The organism is Methylocapsa sp. S129 (assembly GCF_009765995.1).
GTDB lineage: Bacteria > Pseudomonadota > Alphaproteobacteria > Rhizobiales > Beijerinckiaceae > Roseiarcus.
In genome coordinates this window covers 441,715-459,107 of sequence record NZ_LMUI01000042.1, presented here as the reverse complement: position 1 = coordinate 459,107, position 17,393 = coordinate 441,715, and the positions used below count along the sequence as shown (strand labels likewise).

Here is a 17,393-nt window from a genome sequence, read left to right as displayed (position 1 = left end):
GCCCCGCCCTTTCCCATGCGCTATGGCGCGCAGCGATTGATCGACGAACCCGTCATGCCGCAGGCGATGATGTCCATGGTGTCGTCGCTTTGGAGATAATTCAGATGCGCGCCGGAGGGCGACGCGGCCACTTCCAGGACGGGAAGGCGGTAAAGCCCGAAATATTCGCCGGTTACGCCGAGATAGACGTTCGCGACGTTCTCGTTGGGACGGTCGAACTCTTTGCTTGTGACCTCCCAGGACAGAATATCATTGGGATCGCTGATCGCGATGATCTGGCGGGAGCGCAGCCCGCGCGCTGACCGGCACGTCTGAACGCGCGGACTGTTCATTACTTCGTGAAATCTTTGCACGATCCGCGGCGTTTCTATTTCGGACGTCCGGGTCGTGAGGTCGAGCATCTTGAGCTGATTGGCCAGCATGAAGATTTGATCGAGATAGCAAGCAGCCTTCGTCGACGCGTCAAAGCTCTCCGGCGGTTTGCGGTGCGACGCAGGACGATAAATATCGGCCAGCGCGTCCATCACCATATAGGCGCCGAGACTGTGCGTGATGATGGCCGTAGGAATGTTGGCTTGACCGCCGTCGCAGACCGTCGCGTCCTGCTCCGGCGCGCCACCGATGAAGTAGCAGATCGCACGCTCGACGGCTGACCGCAAAACCTGCCGGTACTTGCCGCCGTAAAGCACGACATCGGCCAAATTGTCCTGCTCAAACGTCTTCACCCAGTCGGTCAGCAGGGCGTGATGGACCGGGAGGTCCGGCTCAAGCAACGTCTGTTTTGGCACGTCGGTCAGCGGCGACCAGACCAGGAACCAGAAGTCGACATGCCGCTCTGCGCCTGAAAACTTGTAATGGTAGAGCCGCGCCTGATGTTGAGCATTGTCGGCGGGGACCGGAATAGGCGTCGGCAGCGCGAAGTGGAAGGCGGCTTCCTGAAGACAAGGATCCGTCGTGTCGACGCTTGTCGGGCGATCCTGTTGCACGCCCAGCGCCTTGGTCAGATGCACCAGCAGCGGATCGACATAGCAAGCGTTGTAGACGCCCATGCCGTGGACGAACAGAATTCTCATGGCGCCCTGATCGCCGCCGCCGCCGTTGGGAAGCAGGTCGACCAGTCCCTTGATCTTGTCCGGCCAGGTCGAGGCGTGGACGGGGACAACATCGGGCGGCAGATAGGAGCAGGCGCCCAGCAACGCGCTGGAGCCGACGATGCACGTTCGCACAAAGATCATGAGCAGTAAGCGCGCGACCGCGCCCCCTCCGGACGGCCCTGTACGCAACGCCGTGTACGCGACAAAGCGGTCTAAAGGCTTCGAGACTTTGGAATTCAGACTGAGCGCAATAAGCCACGCCATGCGACCGCCCCCCGACGCCGCAAGAATGAACCGCTAAATTACACACGCCGGGCTTGGACTCGGAAGCAACCAATTGAGCAACGCTTGATCAAATTTGAACAAGAGAATTTGACGCCTTTGATCGCGCCTGCGCCGTCAGCGAGACAAGTTCGGCGGCGGCGATTGGGGTAATTCCTTGCGGGCAAGCAACCCGAAAGCGCGTCATGTTCGTTGGGCGGCTGGCGGTTGCGGCGACATCATGCGCGCGGCATGGCGTTGAGCCTCGCCGACTAACGCTCCGGCCGCGGCTTCTCGATCCCGGGGATGGCGCCAATTTGCTCGGCGAGAAACTCGACCAGCAGCCGGACCCGGGCGACGCCCGCGCGCTCGGGGACAATCAGCATGTTCAGCGGCGCGGAAGGCAGGCGATAGTCCGGCAGGATCGTCTCGAGCCGGCCCGCGGTCAGGAGATCGTCGACCAGCCATCGATGGGCGGGGGCGATGCCGCGCCCCGCGACAAGGGCCTCGCGCGCGGCAAGCCCATGGTCGATCCGAAATCGCCCCGCGAAGGGCGCCGTATGGCGCTCGCCCCCTGGGCCCTGCAAAGTGAGCGTGTCGCTGCCCGCCACATTCGACATCCGAATGCCCTCATGGGCCGAGAGATCCCGCGGCGCCGCCGGCCGCCCGCGCGCGGCGAGATAAGCCGGCGCCGCCACGAGCAGACGCCGGGACTGGCCGAGGGCGCGCAGCTTCATCGAACTGTCGGTAAGCGGACCTAAGCGAAGTGCGATATCGACGCCCTCCCGCACAAGATCGACGCGCTCGTCGGTGAGGCTGAGGTCAATGCCGATGTCGGGATAAAGATCCTGAAAGGCGAAGATCAGCCGGCTTACATGCAAGATTCCGAAAGCCGCCGTGCAGGATATCCGGATCGCGCCAGCCGGCGCGCCGCGCGCGCCCCGCGCTTCATCGCTGGCCTGCTCGACGAGGCGCAGGATCTGGACGCTGTCGGCGTAATAGCGGCCGCCTTCGTCGGTCACCGTGACGCGCCGGGTGGTCCGGCTGAGCAAAGGCGCGCCGACGGCCTCCTCAAGCTCCCGCAAATGCCGCGTGACCGTCGACTGTCCGATACCGAGTTCGCGCGCGACCGCCGATAGATTGCCGCGCTCGGCGACGCGGACGAAGGTGCGCATGCGCTCGAGCGTGATGTCTGACTTATCCATTATTTGGCATAATCTTATGAATTATCGAGATATAGCGGATCGTGCCGGCGCAGGCTACCTCAAGGGTCTCCTGTCCCCTCATTGGATCGCTGACCCATGAAAGTCCTGCTTGTCTTCGCTCATCCCGAACCGCGCTCGCTCAACGGCGCGCTCCGCGACGTCGCCATCGCCGCGCTTGAGGCTCAAGGCCATGAGGTGCGCGTGTCGGACCTCTACGCCGAGCGCTGGAAATCCGAGGTCGATCGCGCCGACTTTCCCTCGTTGACGCCGGACGCGCGCTTCATACCGGTCGCGGCCTCCAAAAAGGCCTTCGACGCCAACGCGCTGACCGACGATGTCAAAGCTGAGATCGAGAAGCTCCTATGGGCCGACGCCCTGATCCTGCAATTCCCCCTTTGGTGGTTCGCCATGCCGGCCATCCTCAAGGGCTGGGTCGATCGAGTGTTCGCCTACGGCTTTGCCTATGGCGTCGGCGAGCATAGCGATCAGCGATGGGGGGACCGCTACGGTGAGGGAACGCTAGCGGGCAAGCGCGCCATGTTGATCGTGACCGCCGGCGGCTGGGAGGAACATTACGCGCCTCGCGGGGTCAACGGACCGATCGACGACCTGCTGTTCCCGATCCATCATGGCATCCTCTATTATCCAGGCTACGACGTGCTTCCGCCGTTCGTGGTCTACAGAGTCGACCGTTTCGATGAGGCCGGCTTTGAGCCCGTCGCCGAGCGCCTGCGCGAGAGGATGCGGACGCTCGCGACCACGCAGCCCATCCCCTATCGGCGGCAGAATGGCGGCGACTATCTGATTCCGAGCATGAATCTCCGCCCCGCCCTGGGCGATCCGGGCGCCGCCGGCTTCGCGCTTCACGTGGACGACGCGGACGCGGACGGCTCGTTGAAAGCGACCCGGCCTTGAGAAGCGCGATCGTCGCTAGGAATGCGGGCTATGCGGTCGTCGCCTCAGCGGCTGCCGTGGACTTCCCGCCGCAAGATTTCACTGACGAAATCGAAAAGACGTTCGGCAATTACCCTATTTGAGTGGCGCGCGGGCCCCTTCCGTTGAGCTAGCAATACGCCAACCGCATTGCGGCAACGATCAACAGAATGGACTGGGGTAGACGATATGATCAAATTTACCGGCAAAGCACTCGCCGTTTCCGCTGCGCTCACCTTCTCCGCCAGCGCTTTTGCCGCCGACCTCCCGACAAGTAAGCCCGCTCCCGTGTTTCCCGCGAGCGGCCCTTACAATTGGTCCGGCTTCTACGTCGGCGGTTATGCGGGCGGCTCGTTCGGAACAACATCTTTTTCCGATCTCAGCTTCCCGAACTTCAACGGCATCGGCAATCTGTCGTCGACCAGTTTCACCGGAGGCATCCTGAACGGCTACAATGTGCAGTTTAGCGCTTTCGTCGTCGGCGCCGAAGTCGAGTTCGGCTATGATGGCCGCCACGGGTCCGGCTCTTTTCTCAACCCTGCGCTCGCAACACGCGACTATCAGGTCGACGGATCGTATATCGGCCGCCTTCGCGCGCGCGCCGGCTACGCGCTCGACAATATTCTGATCTACGCCGCCGCGGGCCTCTCCGTGGGCAATTTGCAAGCCAAGTTCACCAATCCCTTCAATGGATTCAATGAGTCGATCGCGCAGGATCTGGTCGGCTACAATATCGGCGGCGGCGTCGAATACGCCTTCACCCAAAATTGGATCGCCAGGGTCGAATATATCTATGATGGCTTCGGCGCGCGGACCTACAGCTTCAACATTACCCCGCCGACAGGCTCTCTTTTCGACACCGACAGGATCAAGTTGAGCGAGAACACCGTGCGGGCGGGCGTCGAATATAAATTCTGACATCCTCAGTCCCAGAGAAGCTCATTCCACGAAGGAAAAGGCCGCCCGCGAGCGGCCTTTTCATGATTGCGATCACAAAGAGATCACGCAGGCTTTTCTCAAGGCTCCTCGAAGAGCGCGCATGATTGCGATCACGCGCAGGCAGCAGGCGACGAGCGCGCGATTTGAGGTATGGGCGCGTATGGGAACACGGAGTGCAGGCTAAAAATGAAGGTCCGCCGCCGCGCGGACGGCGAGTCGCACCAATTGCGCCTGACTGCGGACGCCCATCCGCAGGAACGTCGACTTGAGATGAAAACGGACCGTATGAAGCGAGAGCCCGGCGCGGTCGGCGTAATCCTTCAACTCTTCGCCGACCGCCAGAGCCGCCACGAGTTCCGCTGTTTTCGGCGTTAGTCCGAAGATTTCGGCGAGAACGCGAGCGGATAGCTTCTCCGCGGAATCCGGATCGTGAATCAGCATCAGGATTCCGGCGCGACTTTCCCCACTCGCCCCCAAGCCGCCTGAACTTGCCGGCAGGGGCGCGACCATAATCGCATAGGGCCGCATGTCGCCCTCGCGCGGGACTTGCGCCAGGCCGCCCGGCCCCTCTTCGAGCGCCTTATCCTGCAAGAGGGCGAGCGCGCGATCGGCGGCGCGTTTGACGGCGCGCAGACGGCCGCCGCGGTCGAGGGTCAAGCCGTCTTTGCGCGCTATAAATTTGCGCGCGGCGTCGTTGATGTAAAGCGATTGACCTTGACCGTCCAAGACGATCACACCTGCGCTCAATCGGTCGGCCACGGCAGCAAGGCCGAGAGCTTCGGCCTGCAAACGTTCAAAGGACTCTCTCAATCGCGAGGCGCGTACGACGTGCTGCGCCAGCGTTTCCGCACCCATGGCGTTCGCTTCAGATTCCGGGCGATCGAAGCTGGCGCAAGCCGCGTCCACGCGCCCTTCGACGGCTTCCGCAAGCTCAGGAAACGCCGCGAAGGATCCAAAGTATTTTCGAAATTCGTCAAGGGCGTGACGCCAGCGCCCGGCGTCGATCACGCTCTCGTACAATAGGTCGATCAATTCGTTTTCGCGCAACGTCATGCCGCCGCGCCATATCGTTCTTCATGGGTCATCATCAGGCGCTTCAGCGATTGCGTCGGAGAACCGGGCGTTGTGCGCAGAGATGAATCACAACCTTCGTCAAGCCGCCGTCAAAATGGCGTCAACGCTGCGAGGAAATGAAAATATCGATGGATTTAAGTTCGCATCGGATACGCCAGCGCTTGCCTGAAAGCCTCGCGTCAGCCGCTGTGCGCATCCTTGTCGCGTCGGTCTGACAAAGTTCGTTCAATGTCGACCCTGAACCGGCGGCGGCTGACCGCGCAGATGGTGGTTAGCGGGGCCAGAATTAAGCGATGATTCGCCCAGCAGTTTTTTGCGCGCCGGATGTTCGGGCAACGCAGACTCCATCGCCATCGCGGTGAGTTGTGCAAAATCTTCCTCAGCCTGAACGCGATAGCGATCGCCAATCTTCTGGACGCGTATCCACCCCTTTTTCTGAGTTGGACGATCGGGGCGCGGCCTGGAAGCCATGGCGTAGGCATCGATGAATCGATTCGCCATCGAGGTGAAGGTTTTCTTGTCCGCGCCCTTCATGTGAGTGCGGGAATAGCGATCAAAATTGTCGCGATATTCGATCGCGGTCTCCAGCAAGATATCCATTTCTTCCTGGCTGTAGTGGGCGTCAATCATGCGGCCTTGGGGCGCCTCGGCCATGGAGCCCTCTTCAGGCGCCCTCGAACGGCCAAACTCTAGCGGCCTCGCAAGGTCCTTCGACGCCCCGTCGCCCTCGGCCTTTAGGAGCTCGAGATAGGCTCGTTTGAGCGCGGCCTCGGTCGGCAAACCTTGTTCGCTGGCCCGATAGAATTTGTGAAACGCCCATGCGAGCCGGGGAGTCGTGAGGCCGATGCCGATAGAAAACTCGCGGTCGCGATCGCTCAAGCCGCCCCACCATGCCAGCATGTCGCGCTCGTCGTCGATCAGGTCGTGGTTGTCGTTCATTCTGGCGGCTCTCGATGTGGACGAACACAATTCAACAATCAGACCGCAACCCAATGAACTGGCGGGTTACAAGGCCGGGCATGACCGCCACGCGCCCGCTTCCGGGTCTTTCCGGGCGGCGATCCCGGCAAACTCCCGCTTCCCGTCGTCGGGCCAGGATTTGCCTGTGACGCCGCTGATCAGCGGCGCGCGCGGCGCGGCGCCTTCGGCTCTGGCGATAGGGGCGAAGGCGCAACGCCGGCTCCGAGCGCGAATTCCGTCCGCTGCAACGCGCCCCTGAACCAGACAATGCGCCGACCGCCGGCTCCCAAACCGATGGTCCCGCCCTCGAATTACGGATGTCGTCCTCACGTCCGCTTCGTGATGCGATCGCGGCCGACGATGCAAGGCGAGCCCCGAAGGGCTCCGGCGTCCTGGCGATTCGGCATGGCGGCGACCGTGCATTCAGCTTATCCCGCGCTCCATGATGAACGCAGCGAGGATGAAGCACCGTTGCCGTCAAGCCGCCGTCAAAACAGCGTCAATGCCGCGGGGGAGTGAGAATATCGACACGTTTCCGTTCGTTGACGCATGGTCGCGGCTTGGAAGCCTTGGGTAGGCGTCGATGAATCGGCTCGCCAGGTCGATGAAGGCTTTCTCGTCGGCGTCTTCCACGCGGCTGTCGGGGCGGCGATCGAAATTGTCGCGATATTTGATCGCTCCCGCGGGAAGACATCCATTTCTTCCTGACTATGATCGGCGTCGATCATGCAGCCGTAAGGCGCGTCGGCTATGGGGCTCTCCTGACGCGTCAAAGCTGCGGACGCGACCGTCACCCGTCCTTTTTCAAGCGCCGGACCTGTTCTTGCAATTGTCCTATGTCAAGGCGGGCAAGCTCGGCGAACGCTCTTTGCGTCTCGGCGCGTTCCTCATCGGTCGGCTCGTCGGAGCAGCCGCGCTCAGCGGACTCGCGCAAGATCTCAACCGGCCATGATTTAGCAATCATGGCGGTGAGCATGGCGTGGCGCTTGAGGTCGCCTTCGGCTTCGGCGCTGTGAGCGAGCTCCCGCAGGCCGGAATCCGTGAGATCGCTGAGGCCGTCGTCGGCTACCAGATGAAATCCGCTCTCGATCCGGCTGATGCAAACCGGCGCGGCCTCGGGCCGCCGCTCGTCGACGGCGCGGTAGGCGTCGAGAAAATGTCCGCACATGACGACCAGCGCCGCCGTGTCCACGCCGAAAAAGTAGCTGCCGAAATAGTCGCGCCCGTAGCGATGAAAATGCTCCGCCGCCTCGACGAGCAAGGCCATTTCCTCGGGCGTATAAATCACGTCGATCACGGCTCGGTCCTCTCGATCGACCAAAGCTTCGGGTTTCGTGAGATCGAGAACGCGCCTGTTCGCGTCGCCTTCACGGCTTCGCCTCCTGGCATGCTTTTGCGTCGCCGCTGGCGCATTGCTCCTTGCGCATCTCTTCGTCTCCGTCTCCGTGAGTGATTTTGGCGGCGAACGCCGAGGTCGATAAAGCACCCGGCCCGTCAAGCCGCCGTCAAAACAGCGTCAACGCCGCGAGGGGATGAAAATATCGACGAATTTCGGTTCGTTTGGCCGCGCTGGCGAATCGGTCATCCGGGTCGTGATGGGCTGCTGGGGTAAAGGGAGAGGAAGCGCGCGCCATTCGTGACCCTCCGTACGAGGGTGAAGAACAGAGGATCGTCTCCGAAACCCCAAATTATTCGGATGTGAAAACTCTCAACGACCGGGCAAGATTTCTAAGTTCCTTGGCCTGCTTGAAGGCGGTGTAAGTCGTCAAGACCAGCACCGGCACGCTGAAAATGCTTCTCATAATAATATGCAACCAATCCCAGCCCGATAATTGCTGGGCCCCGACCTGCCATATGTCTTTGATTCCTTCGAGCACGCAAAAGAAGCTGAACAATGCGATGCCGGCGCAAGCCGACGCTCCAATCGAAAGATTGGAAATATTGTTCGTGTCTTCAGTCTTCAGCGCCTTGATGATTTCCTGCGTGGTAAAAACCTTACCGACTTGGTATGGAGACTTTTCAATTCGCGCTTCTTCGTCAAGATATTGAATCGAAGAAGTCTTCTGCTTTATTGATGATAAATTATGTAATATTACAAGAAATACAAAGAACGTATAAAGCACATGCGTAAGTTCGACGCCATTGTGATTGATGTCATTGAAGCCAAAAACTAGGAAAAGAGCGAACGCCAGTGAAAGGAACACGCTCCAACGGAAGTTGGACTTGATCATCCCCCAGACTGGCCGGGTTTGTCGCTCCATCAACTGTCGCCACGTTTCCCTTTCGGCTTGCTGCGTGGGCCATCTCGCGTCGGCAGCGGCGCCAGACGATTGCTGTCTGCCCGCCGAAGAAGCCTCAACGCCTGTTCCGAGTGCGAATTCTGTCATCTGGGCGATGCTCCTGGGTCGGACAATGTCTCAATCGCTTGACTCTTGAACCCACATTCCCGCGCCCGCCCGGCCTTTGTCCTCCGGCGATGAGGCGACGGGCCGTCATGGGAGTCCGTCGGGACAAGCAACCGGCGCGCCGTCCTCACCAGTGGCGGCGAGCTCGGTGCGTCATCAGGTCGAACAGGCCGTTGAACACAATCGCACGCACGATCGCAGGGACATTGGGTCCGCATCCCGATGGCGGACACTGGCGATAGTGGGGTTTGTTCAGCGTCATACGGGGCTTGGAATACCCTGGAAGAGGCGTCCGAACGTCCGCGGGTTTAGACTGGACCGGGTTCGGCTGCGCAACCGATGGCTCCGCGAAACCGACAGTCGGCGCCAAGTTCGAACCGCCCGGCTCCGCGACGCTCCCTGAAACGCCGGACGTCGGCTGCTGCTGCGCCGGCGCCTGATAACTATAGGACGGCGCGGGCGTCACATGCGGGTGCATGGCGTCATCGATAGCTTTGCGCTGCGCCTCTTCCTCACGCTGCGCCTGGTTATATCCAGAGTAACCGTCGGTGGTGTCGGGCCGCGCTTCATAATTATGGAACGCCTGCTTGCCCGCTTCATATTCGTCTTCCTGGGCATGGGCCGCGCCCACCGCGCCGATGACCAGTAGTCCGGCCAGGATCGTCCCCTTCATTCCTGACCGCGAAAATGGCTGTTTGGACAAGCTCAACACGTCGATCGTTCGACCAAGCCACGCAATGAGGCTCCGACTTTTGCAATGCGCTCCTGAAGACATCCTTCCCCCCCAATTCCCATGATCAATGCATGCGGAATGGATCACAGCGCCCGTCAAGCCGCCGTCAAAACAGCGTCAAAGCTGGGGGAATGAAAATTACCGATGAATTTCAGTTCGTTGGCGCGTAATTGTACGCATGCAGGAAATCCTCGTAGCAGGCGTCGCGTTGGTCCTGGTAGCGTTTGTCGGCCAAAGGCGCGCGATGCTGCATCCAGACGGACTGGTAGGGGACCGGCGGGTTTTGCGATTTCCGGGCTTCGTCCTGCGCCTCCCCCTTTCGACCCTTCCGCCAGAGGGCCACCGCGCGCCAGGCATGGTTGCGCGCAATCTCCGGATTGTGTGAAACCGCAGCGTCGAAATGGACCACGGCGCTGTCTGGATGATCCGCCATCAGCGCCGTCTCTCCTGCGATAAACGCCGTCACGTCGTCGACATCCTTGATCAACTCCATGTCGCGATAGGCCTCGTCGAAGAGGCCGCCAAACATTTTCACATGGGCGGCCTGGGCGGCCGCCGTCCGATTGCGGGGGCTGAGCTCCACCGCACGCGCGAAATGCGCGCCGGCCTCCGGATATTTGGATTGCAGCTTGTCGCGCATGCCTTCGAGGAAGGCGACTTCGGCAGGATCGGCCGATAGCGCCTTCGCCTGCTCCAAAGTCGCCGAGCCGCGCCGGATGTCCTCCGTTCTATCCACGTCCTTGCTCCGATCGACGCCCGCTCTCAGAAAGAGGGCGTCGGCCAGCCCGAGAAGGGCCTCGTTTTGCTCCCATGGACTCGGGCGGTTCGCGAGCACGGTTTCGAAGGCGGCGAGATTGGCGAGGTTGATGCCGGTTCTGGCTTCCACCGCTTGGGCCCGCCAGAGCAGCGCTGGATTCGAATTCGGTTTATGCGCCGCCAGCGCCTCCGCCTGATGGATCGCGATTTCCGGATAGACGAACTGATAGAGTTGGTGCACGAATTTGGTCTTATCGTCCGTCATCGGCGCCGGCGCGGTGAAAATTTGCCCCCCGGTCGCCGCATCGGACAGGCTAACGTCGAACCTCGCGCCATCGGCCGTTTTCGTCATGCTGGTCGCGACGACGTAGCGAACGTGCAGCGCGCGGCCGAGGCCGATCGGATCGCGCGACGTCAGGCCGTCGGGTCGTTCGACGAGCGACAGGTGGCGATTGTCGGCGAAGGCGAGCCTGGTCTCAGCCTCATAGGCCCCCGCCCGCGCGCGCAGATCGTCAAGACCGGGGCCAATCTCGAACGGCAGCACGACGACGGAGGCGCGTTCGGCCTCAGTGTCGACATAACCAAGCCACGCCGCGAACGGGCGCCAGGCCCGGGTTGTTATCAGTCCGCCGAACAGCAGGACGAGCGCGAAGCCCACGGCGAGGCCCGGCCGCCGCCAACTCCGCGCCGAGGCGCGGGCAGGAATTGTCGCGGGCGCGGCCGTCTCGGCGCCTTCCGCGGCTGTCGCCTGAGCGGTCGCCGCTACGGGCCCGACGTGTGTAGCCTGCTGCTGGCGCAGCTCTTCCAACAGGCGAAGGGTGGCGGGCTCGGGCCGTACGCTCAATTCGTCCCTGAGCAGCACGCGAAAAGCTTCGTAGCGTTGCATCGCGGAGGCGCGCCCCGACACGATCGCTTCCTGGGAGATCGCCAGCCGATGGGTCTCCTCGCGCAAAGGGTCGATCTCGGCGAGCCGGTTGGCGCGCCTCAGGGCCTCGTCATGGCGCCCAAGACTGATGAGCGCGCGGATCAGGCGATCGAACAGCGCAATCGCGGCTTCGCGGCTCCGCATCCGCTCGGCGGAGAGCCACGCGTCGAAATCGGGCTCGCCGATCTCCAGCCCCTGCGCAAAATCGTTACGATAGAGGTCGGCGGTCCGCATGAGTTCGGACACGTCGGCGTCGGCTGGCGCCTCCATCAAGGCAGCCCGGTCGACCGCAACCAGCGAAGAGGCAAGGCTCACGTTGGTCTCGTCGAAGGTGACGATCGCCGACGCGCGCGGATCGGCGCTGCGTCGGAAATTGCTGAGCAACTGACGCAGGCTCTGCCGCGCTTGATTGTCGCCGCTGCTCGCCCACAGCAGACCCGCGAGCCGCCGACGTGTGTCGGTGAACCGCGGCGCAGCCGCGAGATAGACGATCAACGCCTGCATTTTCGCGGCGGGCGCCGGGATCAACTCGCCGGATTGGCGATGCACAAGCTCGAATGGGCCCAACACGCGCAGTTCAAACGGCGCCGTGTGAGAAAGCAGCGGATCATCTTCATTACGCGCATGCATGGGTGTCGAATCCGAACTAGGGCGCCCGCAAGGAGGATCTGCGATCGGCAGGCCCTCAATGTAACAGCGAGCCTTTCACAGGTCCAAGTCGCATTTCCCGAAGTTGGCGCATTTCGCGGGGCTCCGCGGGTAAGGGCGGCCAAATGCTGCCTGAACCGCATTCGCAATCATTCGAATTTCGATCTTAGCCATCGTCGACAAAGCCCGACGAGCCGACACACGGCTTACGGCGATGGGATCGACTGTTGGACCATGGGCCCGGCCCGCGCTATTTTCAAACGGAGATTCAGCCGGCCGAATGGCGCGCACAAAGTCATCGGCGTTTCCACCTCCCAGTCGAAGGAGCAACCGCCATGACACGAACCGTTGCCGATCTCCTGGCCGAAACTCTCGCGCAAGTCGGCGTCGAACGCATCTGGGGCGTGACGGGCGACAGCCTGAACGGCCTTAACGACAGCCTGCGGCGTCTTGGCCGGATCGACTGGATGCATGTGCGCCATGAGGAGACCGCCGCCTTCGCCGCCGGCGCGGAAGCCGCCATCACCGGCAAGCTTGCCGTCTGCGCAGGGAGTTGCGGACCGGGAAACCTGCACCTGATCAACGGGCTCTACGACTGCCAGCGCAACCACGCGCCCGTCCTGGCGATCGCGGCGCATATCCCCTCCTCCGAAGTCGGGCTGGGCTATTTCCAGGAGACCCATCCGCAGGACTTGTTCCGCGAATGCAGCGATTTCTGCGAACTGGTGTCCAATCCCGCCCAGATGCCGGAGATCCTGCACAGAGCGCTCAACACCGCCATCGGTCGCAACGGCGTCGCCGTGCTCGTCATTCCCGGCGACGTGGCGCTGGCCGATGCGCCCGCGGGCGCGAAAACAGGTTGGGCGCCGCTGGAGCCGCCGCGCATCCTGCCTTCGGACGCGGAGGTCAGCCGGCTCTCGACGTTGCTCAACGGATCGGAGGCCATCACGATCCTGGCCGGCAGCGGCTGCGCCGGCGCCCATGACGCTTTGGTGGCGCTGGCCGAAAAGCTCGGCGCGCCGGTCGTTCATGCGCTACGCGGCAAGGAGCATGTCGAATGGGACAATCCCTATGATGTCGGCATGACCGGATTGATCGGCTTTTCGTCGGGCTATCAGGCCATGATGAACTGCGACACGCTCTTGATGCTGGGGACCGATTTCCCCTACCGCGCCTTCTATCCCAAGGACGCCAGGATCGTTCAGGTCGATCGCAATCCCTCGGCGCTGGGCAAACGGACGCAACTCGCCCAGGCGATCGTCGGCGATGTGGCCGAGACGATCGCGGCGCTGCTGCCGCGCCTGAAGGACAGGCCGAAGCACGCTTTCCTCGATGCCGCCCGCAAGCATTACGCCAAGGCGCGCGAGGGGCTCGACGAGCTCGCCGTCCCGTCGGCGAAGGGCGAGCCCATCCATCCCCAATATCTGGCGCGGCGGATAAGCGAAATCGCCGCGGCGGACACGATCTTCACCGCCGATGTCGGCACGCCGACCGTATGGGCGGCCCGCTATCTCGCGATGAACGGCAAGCGCCGTCTGCTCGGCTCGTTCAACCACGGCTCCATGGCGAATGCGATGCTGCAGGCCATCGGCGCGCAGGCGGCGGCGCCCGATCGGCAGGTCGTGTCGCTCTCGGGCGATGGCGGCTTCACGATGATGATGGGCGACTTCATCACCCTCTCCCAGCTCGAGCTGCCGGTGAAGGTGATTGTCTTCAACAACGGCTCGCTTGGCTTCGTCGCCATGGAAATGAAGGCCGGCGGCTTCCTCGACACCGGGACGGACTTGAAGAATCCAAACTTCGCCGCCATGGCTGAGGCGATGGGCGTGAAGGCGTTTAGAGTGGAGGAATCGGGCGATCTGGATGGCGCATTGCGCAAGGCATTGGCTCATCCGGGCCCGGCGCTCGTCGACGTCGTCACGGCGAAGCAGGAACTGGTCATGCCGCCGAAGATCAAGCTCGAACAAGCCAAGGGCTTCAGCCTCTACATGCTGAAAGCGATCATCAGCGGCCGCGGCGACGAGGTGGTGGAGCTTGCTAGAACCAATCTCAGGCTGTGACGGTGGCGGAGAGAGGCCGCCGGGGCGCCCTAATTGAGCGACATCGCCTGCGAGCGGGTTCATGTCGGAATAGCGCCGGCGCGCGATCCAGGCGCTGTCATATTCCCGTAACTCATCCGACGCTTATGGGGAAAACTTGGCCAGACGACCGCCGGCGGGCGCTTCGCCGTAATTAAGCCGGAAATTCACTCCCAATTCACTTTCTGCGGGCTAGTGTGGAGGAACTTTCGGAAAGAAGCGGCGTTGGCTGATGAAGCGATAAACGTTAATCCTCGCCGCGGCGGCCCGCCCGTCAATCCGTGTGCGCAAGCCCGTTGCGCGCCACAGACCTCAAGTTTCGCGCCATAGATTCGGAGTTTGAAAAAATGAACAGAGCGATCCTTCTTTCCTCGGCCCTGGCCGCGGCGATTTCGTTGGCGGGCTGCGACACGCCCCAGGGCCAGAATGCCGCCGGCGGCGCCCTTCTGGGCGGCGCGACGGGCGCCCTGATCGGCGGCCTGGCCACCGGCCATGCCGGCGGCGCGGTGGTTGGCGGCGCGCTTGGCGCGGCGACGGGCGCGATGATCGGATCGGCCTCGACGCCGCCCGGGCCTGGATATGGGCCTGGACCTGGATACGGGCCTGGACCTGGATACGGTCCGGGACCCGGTCCCGGCCCGCGCTGCGCCGAATTCTACTATGATTATAACGGCAATCGCGTCTGCCGCGCTTATTACTGACCAGTCTTGAGGGCGGCCGCTTCTGAGCGCCGCCCTCGCTTCCCCGCTGCATCGAACGGTCAAGGCATGGATCGCGGGCGCGTCCCCGACAGCCCGGTTGCGGGAGAATTCATCGCTTCGCCCAATCATGGCGAACGGCGGGGATTTGGCCGCCCCGATTGCATGATCGTGCATTATACCGGCATGCCAACCGGCGCCGCCGCGCTGGCCTGGCTGTGCGATCCGGCCTCTGAACTCTCGTCTCATTATTTCGTCTGGGAGGACGGGCGGGTCGCCCAGCTCGTTGCCGAGGATCGGCGCGCCTGGCATGCCGGGCATAGCCTCTGGAAGGGCGAGAGCGACCTCAATTCGGCCTCGATCGGCATCGAGATCGTCAATCCTGGACACGGCCCATCGCCCGGCGCGGACGATCCGCCGCCATTTCCCGCCGTTCAGATCGACGCCGTCATCGCGCTTTTGCGCGACATTGGCGCGCGCCATGACATTGCGCCAGAACGCGTGCTCGCCCATTCCGACATCGCCCCGACGCGCAAAATCGATCCCGGCGAGAAATTCCCGTGGGAGACGCTCTGGCGCGCGGGAATCGGCCATTGGACCCCGCCCGCGCCGATCATCGACGGCGCGGCCTATGGGCGCGGCCAGGAGGGCCCGCCGGTGCGCGCCCTGCAGGCTCTGCTGGCGCTCTATGGCTATGGCGTCGAACTCACCGGCGTTTATGACAAGCAGACGCAAACAATCGTCGCCGCCTTCCAGCGCCATTTTCGCCCCGAGCGCGTCGACGGCCTGGCGGATGCTTCAACGATCGCCACCTTGCGTGCGCTGATCGACGGGCTGCCCTCGCGCGTCTAATACCGATTCGTGTTTTCTGGCCGCGTTCGCGCGACCTCATGCCCAAAGTGCGCGTGGCGGTGGATGCATTGGTGAAGGCCTTTCTTCCGGTTCCCCCGTTAGGCGATCGTTGACAAATTCACGCGGATGAAAAACGCTCGCGCCTGCCAGACGACCAAGCGCTTGGCCGATGAATCGTCCCGCTCCAGACGGCAGGAAAGGCGAGAAGTCCCATGCTGATACGCGACGCGCAAGCGCATGACCTGCCTGAGATCCTCGCGATCTATAACGAGGTGATCGCGACATCGACGGCGGTCTATGCGACGCAGCCAAGCTCGCTCGCCGAACGCGCCGAATGGCTTGAACAGCGCCGCCAGCGCGGCTTTCCCGTTCTCGTGGCCGATGAAGACGGCGCCGTGCTCGGCTTTTCTTCCTTCGGCGAGTTTCGCGGCGCCTGGAATGGTTATCGCTATAGCATCGAACATAGCGTTCACGTTCGCGCCGACGCGCGCGGCAAGAACGTCGGGCGCCTTCTCGTCGAAGCGTTGTTTCCGCTTGGCGCGGCGCTCGGCAAACATGTGATGATCGGCGCCGTCGACGCAGCCAATGAAGGCTCGATCCGCTTTCACGAGCGGCTGGGCTTTGCGCGCGTCGGGCATTTCAAGGAAGTCGGACACAAATTCGACCGCTGGCTCGACCTCGTTTTCATGCAGCGGTTTCTCGATGCGCCGGGAAGTTCGCGGTAGGGCGTTTGGATCGAAATTTCGGTGGATCGCGGCCGATACCGCGCGCGCGGAGCGACGATGAAATCGCCGCCGTCGACACCCTGCGGCAATATGGACTCCTATATTTATATTAATTCTATAGACAAAGAATAATTTTCGATCTAACCCTACCCCCACGGAAGCGACGCGGACCTCGCATCGCTTCCGTGGGGACCGGGCCATGACGCTGCAAACCGCCGAGACGTTGCCAACCGCCGAGCAGCGCCTTGGGGGCTCCCGCTTCGAGCAAAGCGCGACGCCCTCGCGCATTCAGGCCCTCTGGCGAAACGTCGAGCCTTTGGTCCGCAATACGGCGGCGATCGCGGCGTTTCTGTTGCTCTGGGAACTCGCGCCGCGGTTGGGCCTGATCAATCGCACCTTTCTGCCGCCATTCTCCGAAATCATCGTCAAGGGCGTCGAATATGCGCTCGCCGGCAAGTTGCTGCCGCAGGTTCTGGTCAGCGTGGGACGCGCGGCCGGCGGCTTCGGCCTTGGAATCGTCACTGCGATTCCGCTGGGCGTTCTGTTAGGCTGGTACCGGCCGCTGGAAGCCTATTTCAACCCGCTGCTCCAGCTTCTCAGGCAGACCAATCCGGTTTCGCTGTTTCCGGCCTTCATCCTGTTCTTCGGCATCGGCTACGCCACTAATATCGCGATCATCTACTGGGTGGTTGTCTGGCCGATCCTGCTTGGGACCGTCAATGGCGTGCGGCAAGCCGATCCCGCCTTGATCAAATACGCCCGCTCCGTCGGCCTGCCCGACTGGCGCATTTTCATCAAGGTTGTGGCCCCCTCCGCCGCCCCCTCCGTCATCACCGGCATGCGATTGGCGGCGACCTATTCGTTCCTGATGCTGGTTGTTTCCGAAATGGTCGGCGCGAGCAGCGGCCTGGGCTATCTCATCGTCAACGCCCAATATCTGATGAGCATCCACCTGCTTTATGTCGGCGTGATCGTGCTCGCGCTTCTTGGCATCGCGAGCAATTGGGGACTCGTCGCGCTGGAGCGGCGGCTGACCGCCTGGAAGCAGGACATCAATCCCTGACGCGTTCGAACCTGGCGAGGCGCTGCGCGCTTCGCCGACGCTTG

General features: G+C 62.5%; 15 protein-coding genes. 7 read left to right on the top strand and 8 right to left on the bottom strand.

The genetic code is table 11. The annotated features are described in order from the left end of the window. Nucleotides 1-20 precede the first annotated feature (20 nt). Nucleotides 21-1,235 (bottom strand): hypothetical protein, encoded by a 1,215-nt coding sequence (locus tag GSQ90_RS22800; protein ID WP_158817170.1) that lies wholly within the window; start codon nt 1,233-1,235, stop codon nt 21-23. Nucleotides 1,236-1,627: 392 nt separating this feature from the next. After that, nucleotides 1,628-2,560, bottom strand: coding sequence for a LysR family transcriptional regulator (locus GSQ90_RS22795; protein WP_158817169.1), 933 nt, complete (start codon nt 2,558-2,560; stop codon nt 1,628-1,630). 96 nt (nt 2,561-2,656) lie between these two features. On the opposite strand from GSQ90_RS22795, the gene GSQ90_RS22790 reads away from it, so the two are divergent. Next, entirely contained in the window at nt 2,657-3,475 is an 819-nt protein-coding gene (locus GSQ90_RS22790) for an NAD(P)H-dependent oxidoreductase (protein WP_158817168.1), read from the top strand. A gap of 207 nt (nt 3,476-3,682) precedes the next feature. After that, nucleotides 3,683-4,411, top strand: coding sequence for an outer membrane protein (locus GSQ90_RS22785; protein WP_158817167.1), 729 nt, complete (start codon nt 3,683-3,685; stop codon nt 4,409-4,411). A 201-nt stretch (nt 4,412-4,612) separates the two neighbouring features. On the opposite strand, the gene GSQ90_RS22780 is transcribed toward GSQ90_RS22785, so the two are convergent. From GSQ90_RS22780 to GSQ90_RS22755, 6 genes are all read right to left on the bottom strand, one after another. Next, nucleotides 4,613-5,485, bottom strand: coding sequence for a LuxR C-terminal-related transcriptional regulator (locus GSQ90_RS22780; protein ID WP_158817166.1), 873 nt, complete (start codon nt 5,483-5,485; stop codon nt 4,613-4,615). A gap of 246 nt (nt 5,486-5,731) precedes the next feature. After that, complete coding sequence (locus GSQ90_RS22775) at nt 5,732-6,160, bottom strand: hypothetical protein (protein ID WP_158817165.1); 429 nt, start codon at nt 6,158-6,160, stop codon at nt 5,732-5,734. Nucleotides 6,161-7,256: 1,096 nt separating this feature from the next. Further along, nucleotides 7,257-7,727 carry a hypothetical protein gene (locus tag GSQ90_RS22770; RefSeq protein WP_158817164.1) on the bottom strand — a complete coding sequence of 157 codons (471 nt, stop codon included), beginning with the start codon at nt 7,725-7,727 and terminating at the stop codon, nt 7,257-7,259. Nucleotides 7,728-8,154: 427 nt separating this feature from the next. After that, nucleotides 8,155-8,853, bottom strand: coding sequence for a hypothetical protein (locus GSQ90_RS22765; protein WP_158817163.1), 699 nt, complete (start codon nt 8,851-8,853; stop codon nt 8,155-8,157). Nucleotides 8,854-8,998: 145 nt separating this feature from the next. Next, nucleotides 8,999-9,544, bottom strand: coding sequence for a hypothetical protein (locus GSQ90_RS22760; protein ID WP_158817162.1), 546 nt, complete (start codon nt 9,542-9,544; stop codon nt 8,999-9,001). A gap of 211 nt (nt 9,545-9,755) precedes the next feature. Continuing rightward, the gene (locus GSQ90_RS22755; protein WP_158817161.1) at nt 9,756-11,915 is read right to left on the bottom strand and encodes a BTAD domain-containing putative transcriptional regulator; all 2,160 of its coding nucleotides are present in this window, start codon (nt 11,913-11,915) and stop codon (nt 9,756-9,758) included. Nucleotides 11,916-12,268: 353 nt separating this feature from the next. On the opposite strand from GSQ90_RS22755, the gene poxB reads away from it, so the two are divergent. From poxB to GSQ90_RS22730, 5 genes are all read left to right on the top strand, one after another. Beyond that, nucleotides 12,269-13,993 carry a ubiquinone-dependent pyruvate dehydrogenase gene (gene poxB, locus GSQ90_RS22750; protein ID WP_158817160.1) on the top strand — a complete coding sequence of 575 codons (1,725 nt, stop codon included), beginning with the start codon at nt 12,269-12,271 and terminating at the stop codon, nt 13,991-13,993. Between the two features lie 365 nt (nt 13,994-14,358). Next, nucleotides 14,359-14,712, top strand: coding sequence for a glycine zipper domain-containing protein (locus tag GSQ90_RS22745; RefSeq protein ID WP_158817159.1), 354 nt, complete (start codon nt 14,359-14,361; stop codon nt 14,710-14,712). Nucleotides 14,713-14,778: 66 nt separating this feature from the next. Further along, nucleotides 14,779-15,561 (top strand): N-acetylmuramoyl-L-alanine amidase, encoded by a 783-nt coding sequence (locus tag GSQ90_RS22740; RefSeq protein ID WP_158817158.1) that lies wholly within the window; start codon nt 14,779-14,781, stop codon nt 15,559-15,561. A 212-nt stretch (nt 15,562-15,773) separates the two neighbouring features. Beyond that, nucleotides 15,774-16,286, top strand: coding sequence for a GNAT family N-acetyltransferase (locus tag GSQ90_RS22735; RefSeq protein WP_158817157.1), 513 nt, complete (start codon nt 15,774-15,776; stop codon nt 16,284-16,286). A 199-nt stretch (nt 16,287-16,485) separates the two neighbouring features. Continuing rightward, a complete protein-coding gene (locus tag GSQ90_RS22730; protein WP_158817156.1) occupies nt 16,486-17,349 on the top strand; it encodes an ABC transporter permease in 864 nt (287 codons plus the stop codon). Nucleotides 17,350-17,393 lie beyond the last annotated feature (44 nt).

Bases quoted from the DNA above. Each gene is read 5' to 3' on its own strand.
- GSQ90_RS22800 (WP_158817170.1), bottom strand. From the start codon at position 1,235: ATGATCTTTGTGCGAACGTGCATCGTCGGCTCCAGCGCGTTGCTGGGC.
- GSQ90_RS22795 (WP_158817169.1), bottom strand. From the start codon at position 2,560: ATGGATAAGTCAGACATCACGCTCGAGCGCATGCGCACCTTCGTCCGC.
- GSQ90_RS22790 (WP_158817168.1), top strand. From the start codon at position 2,657: ATGAAAGTCCTGCTTGTCTTCGCTCATCCCGAACCGCGCTCGCTCAAC.
- GSQ90_RS22785 (WP_158817167.1), top strand. From the start codon at position 3,683: ATGATCAAATTTACCGGCAAAGCACTCGCCGTTTCCGCTGCGCTCACC.
- GSQ90_RS22780 (WP_158817166.1), bottom strand. From the start codon at position 5,485: ATGACGTTGCGCGAAAACGAATTGATCGACCTATTGTACGAGAGCGTG.
- GSQ90_RS22775 (WP_158817165.1), bottom strand. From the start codon at position 6,160: ATGGCCGAGGCGCCCCAAGGCCGCATGATTGACGCCCACTACAGCCAG.
- GSQ90_RS22765 (WP_158817163.1), bottom strand. From the start codon at position 8,853: ATGACAGAATTCGCACTCGGAACAGGCGTTGAGGCTTCTTCGGCGGGC.
- GSQ90_RS22760 (WP_158817162.1), bottom strand. From the start codon at position 9,544: ATGAAGGGGACGATCCTGGCCGGACTACTGGTCATCGGCGCGGTGGGC.
- GSQ90_RS22755 (WP_158817161.1), bottom strand. From the start codon at position 11,915: ATGCATGCGCGTAATGAAGATGATCCGCTGCTTTCTCACACGGCGCCG.
- poxB (WP_158817160.1), top strand. From the start codon at position 12,269: ATGACACGAACCGTTGCCGATCTCCTGGCCGAAACTCTCGCGCAAGTC.
- GSQ90_RS22745 (WP_158817159.1), top strand. From the start codon at position 14,359: ATGAACAGAGCGATCCTTCTTTCCTCGGCCCTGGCCGCGGCGATTTCG.
- GSQ90_RS22740 (WP_158817158.1), top strand. From the start codon at position 14,779: ATGGATCGCGGGCGCGTCCCCGACAGCCCGGTTGCGGGAGAATTCATC.
- GSQ90_RS22735 (WP_158817157.1), top strand. From the start codon at position 15,774: ATGCTGATACGCGACGCGCAAGCGCATGACCTGCCTGAGATCCTCGCG.
- GSQ90_RS22730 (WP_158817156.1), top strand. From the start codon at position 16,486: ATGACGCTGCAAACCGCCGAGACGTTGCCAACCGCCGAGCAGCGCCTT.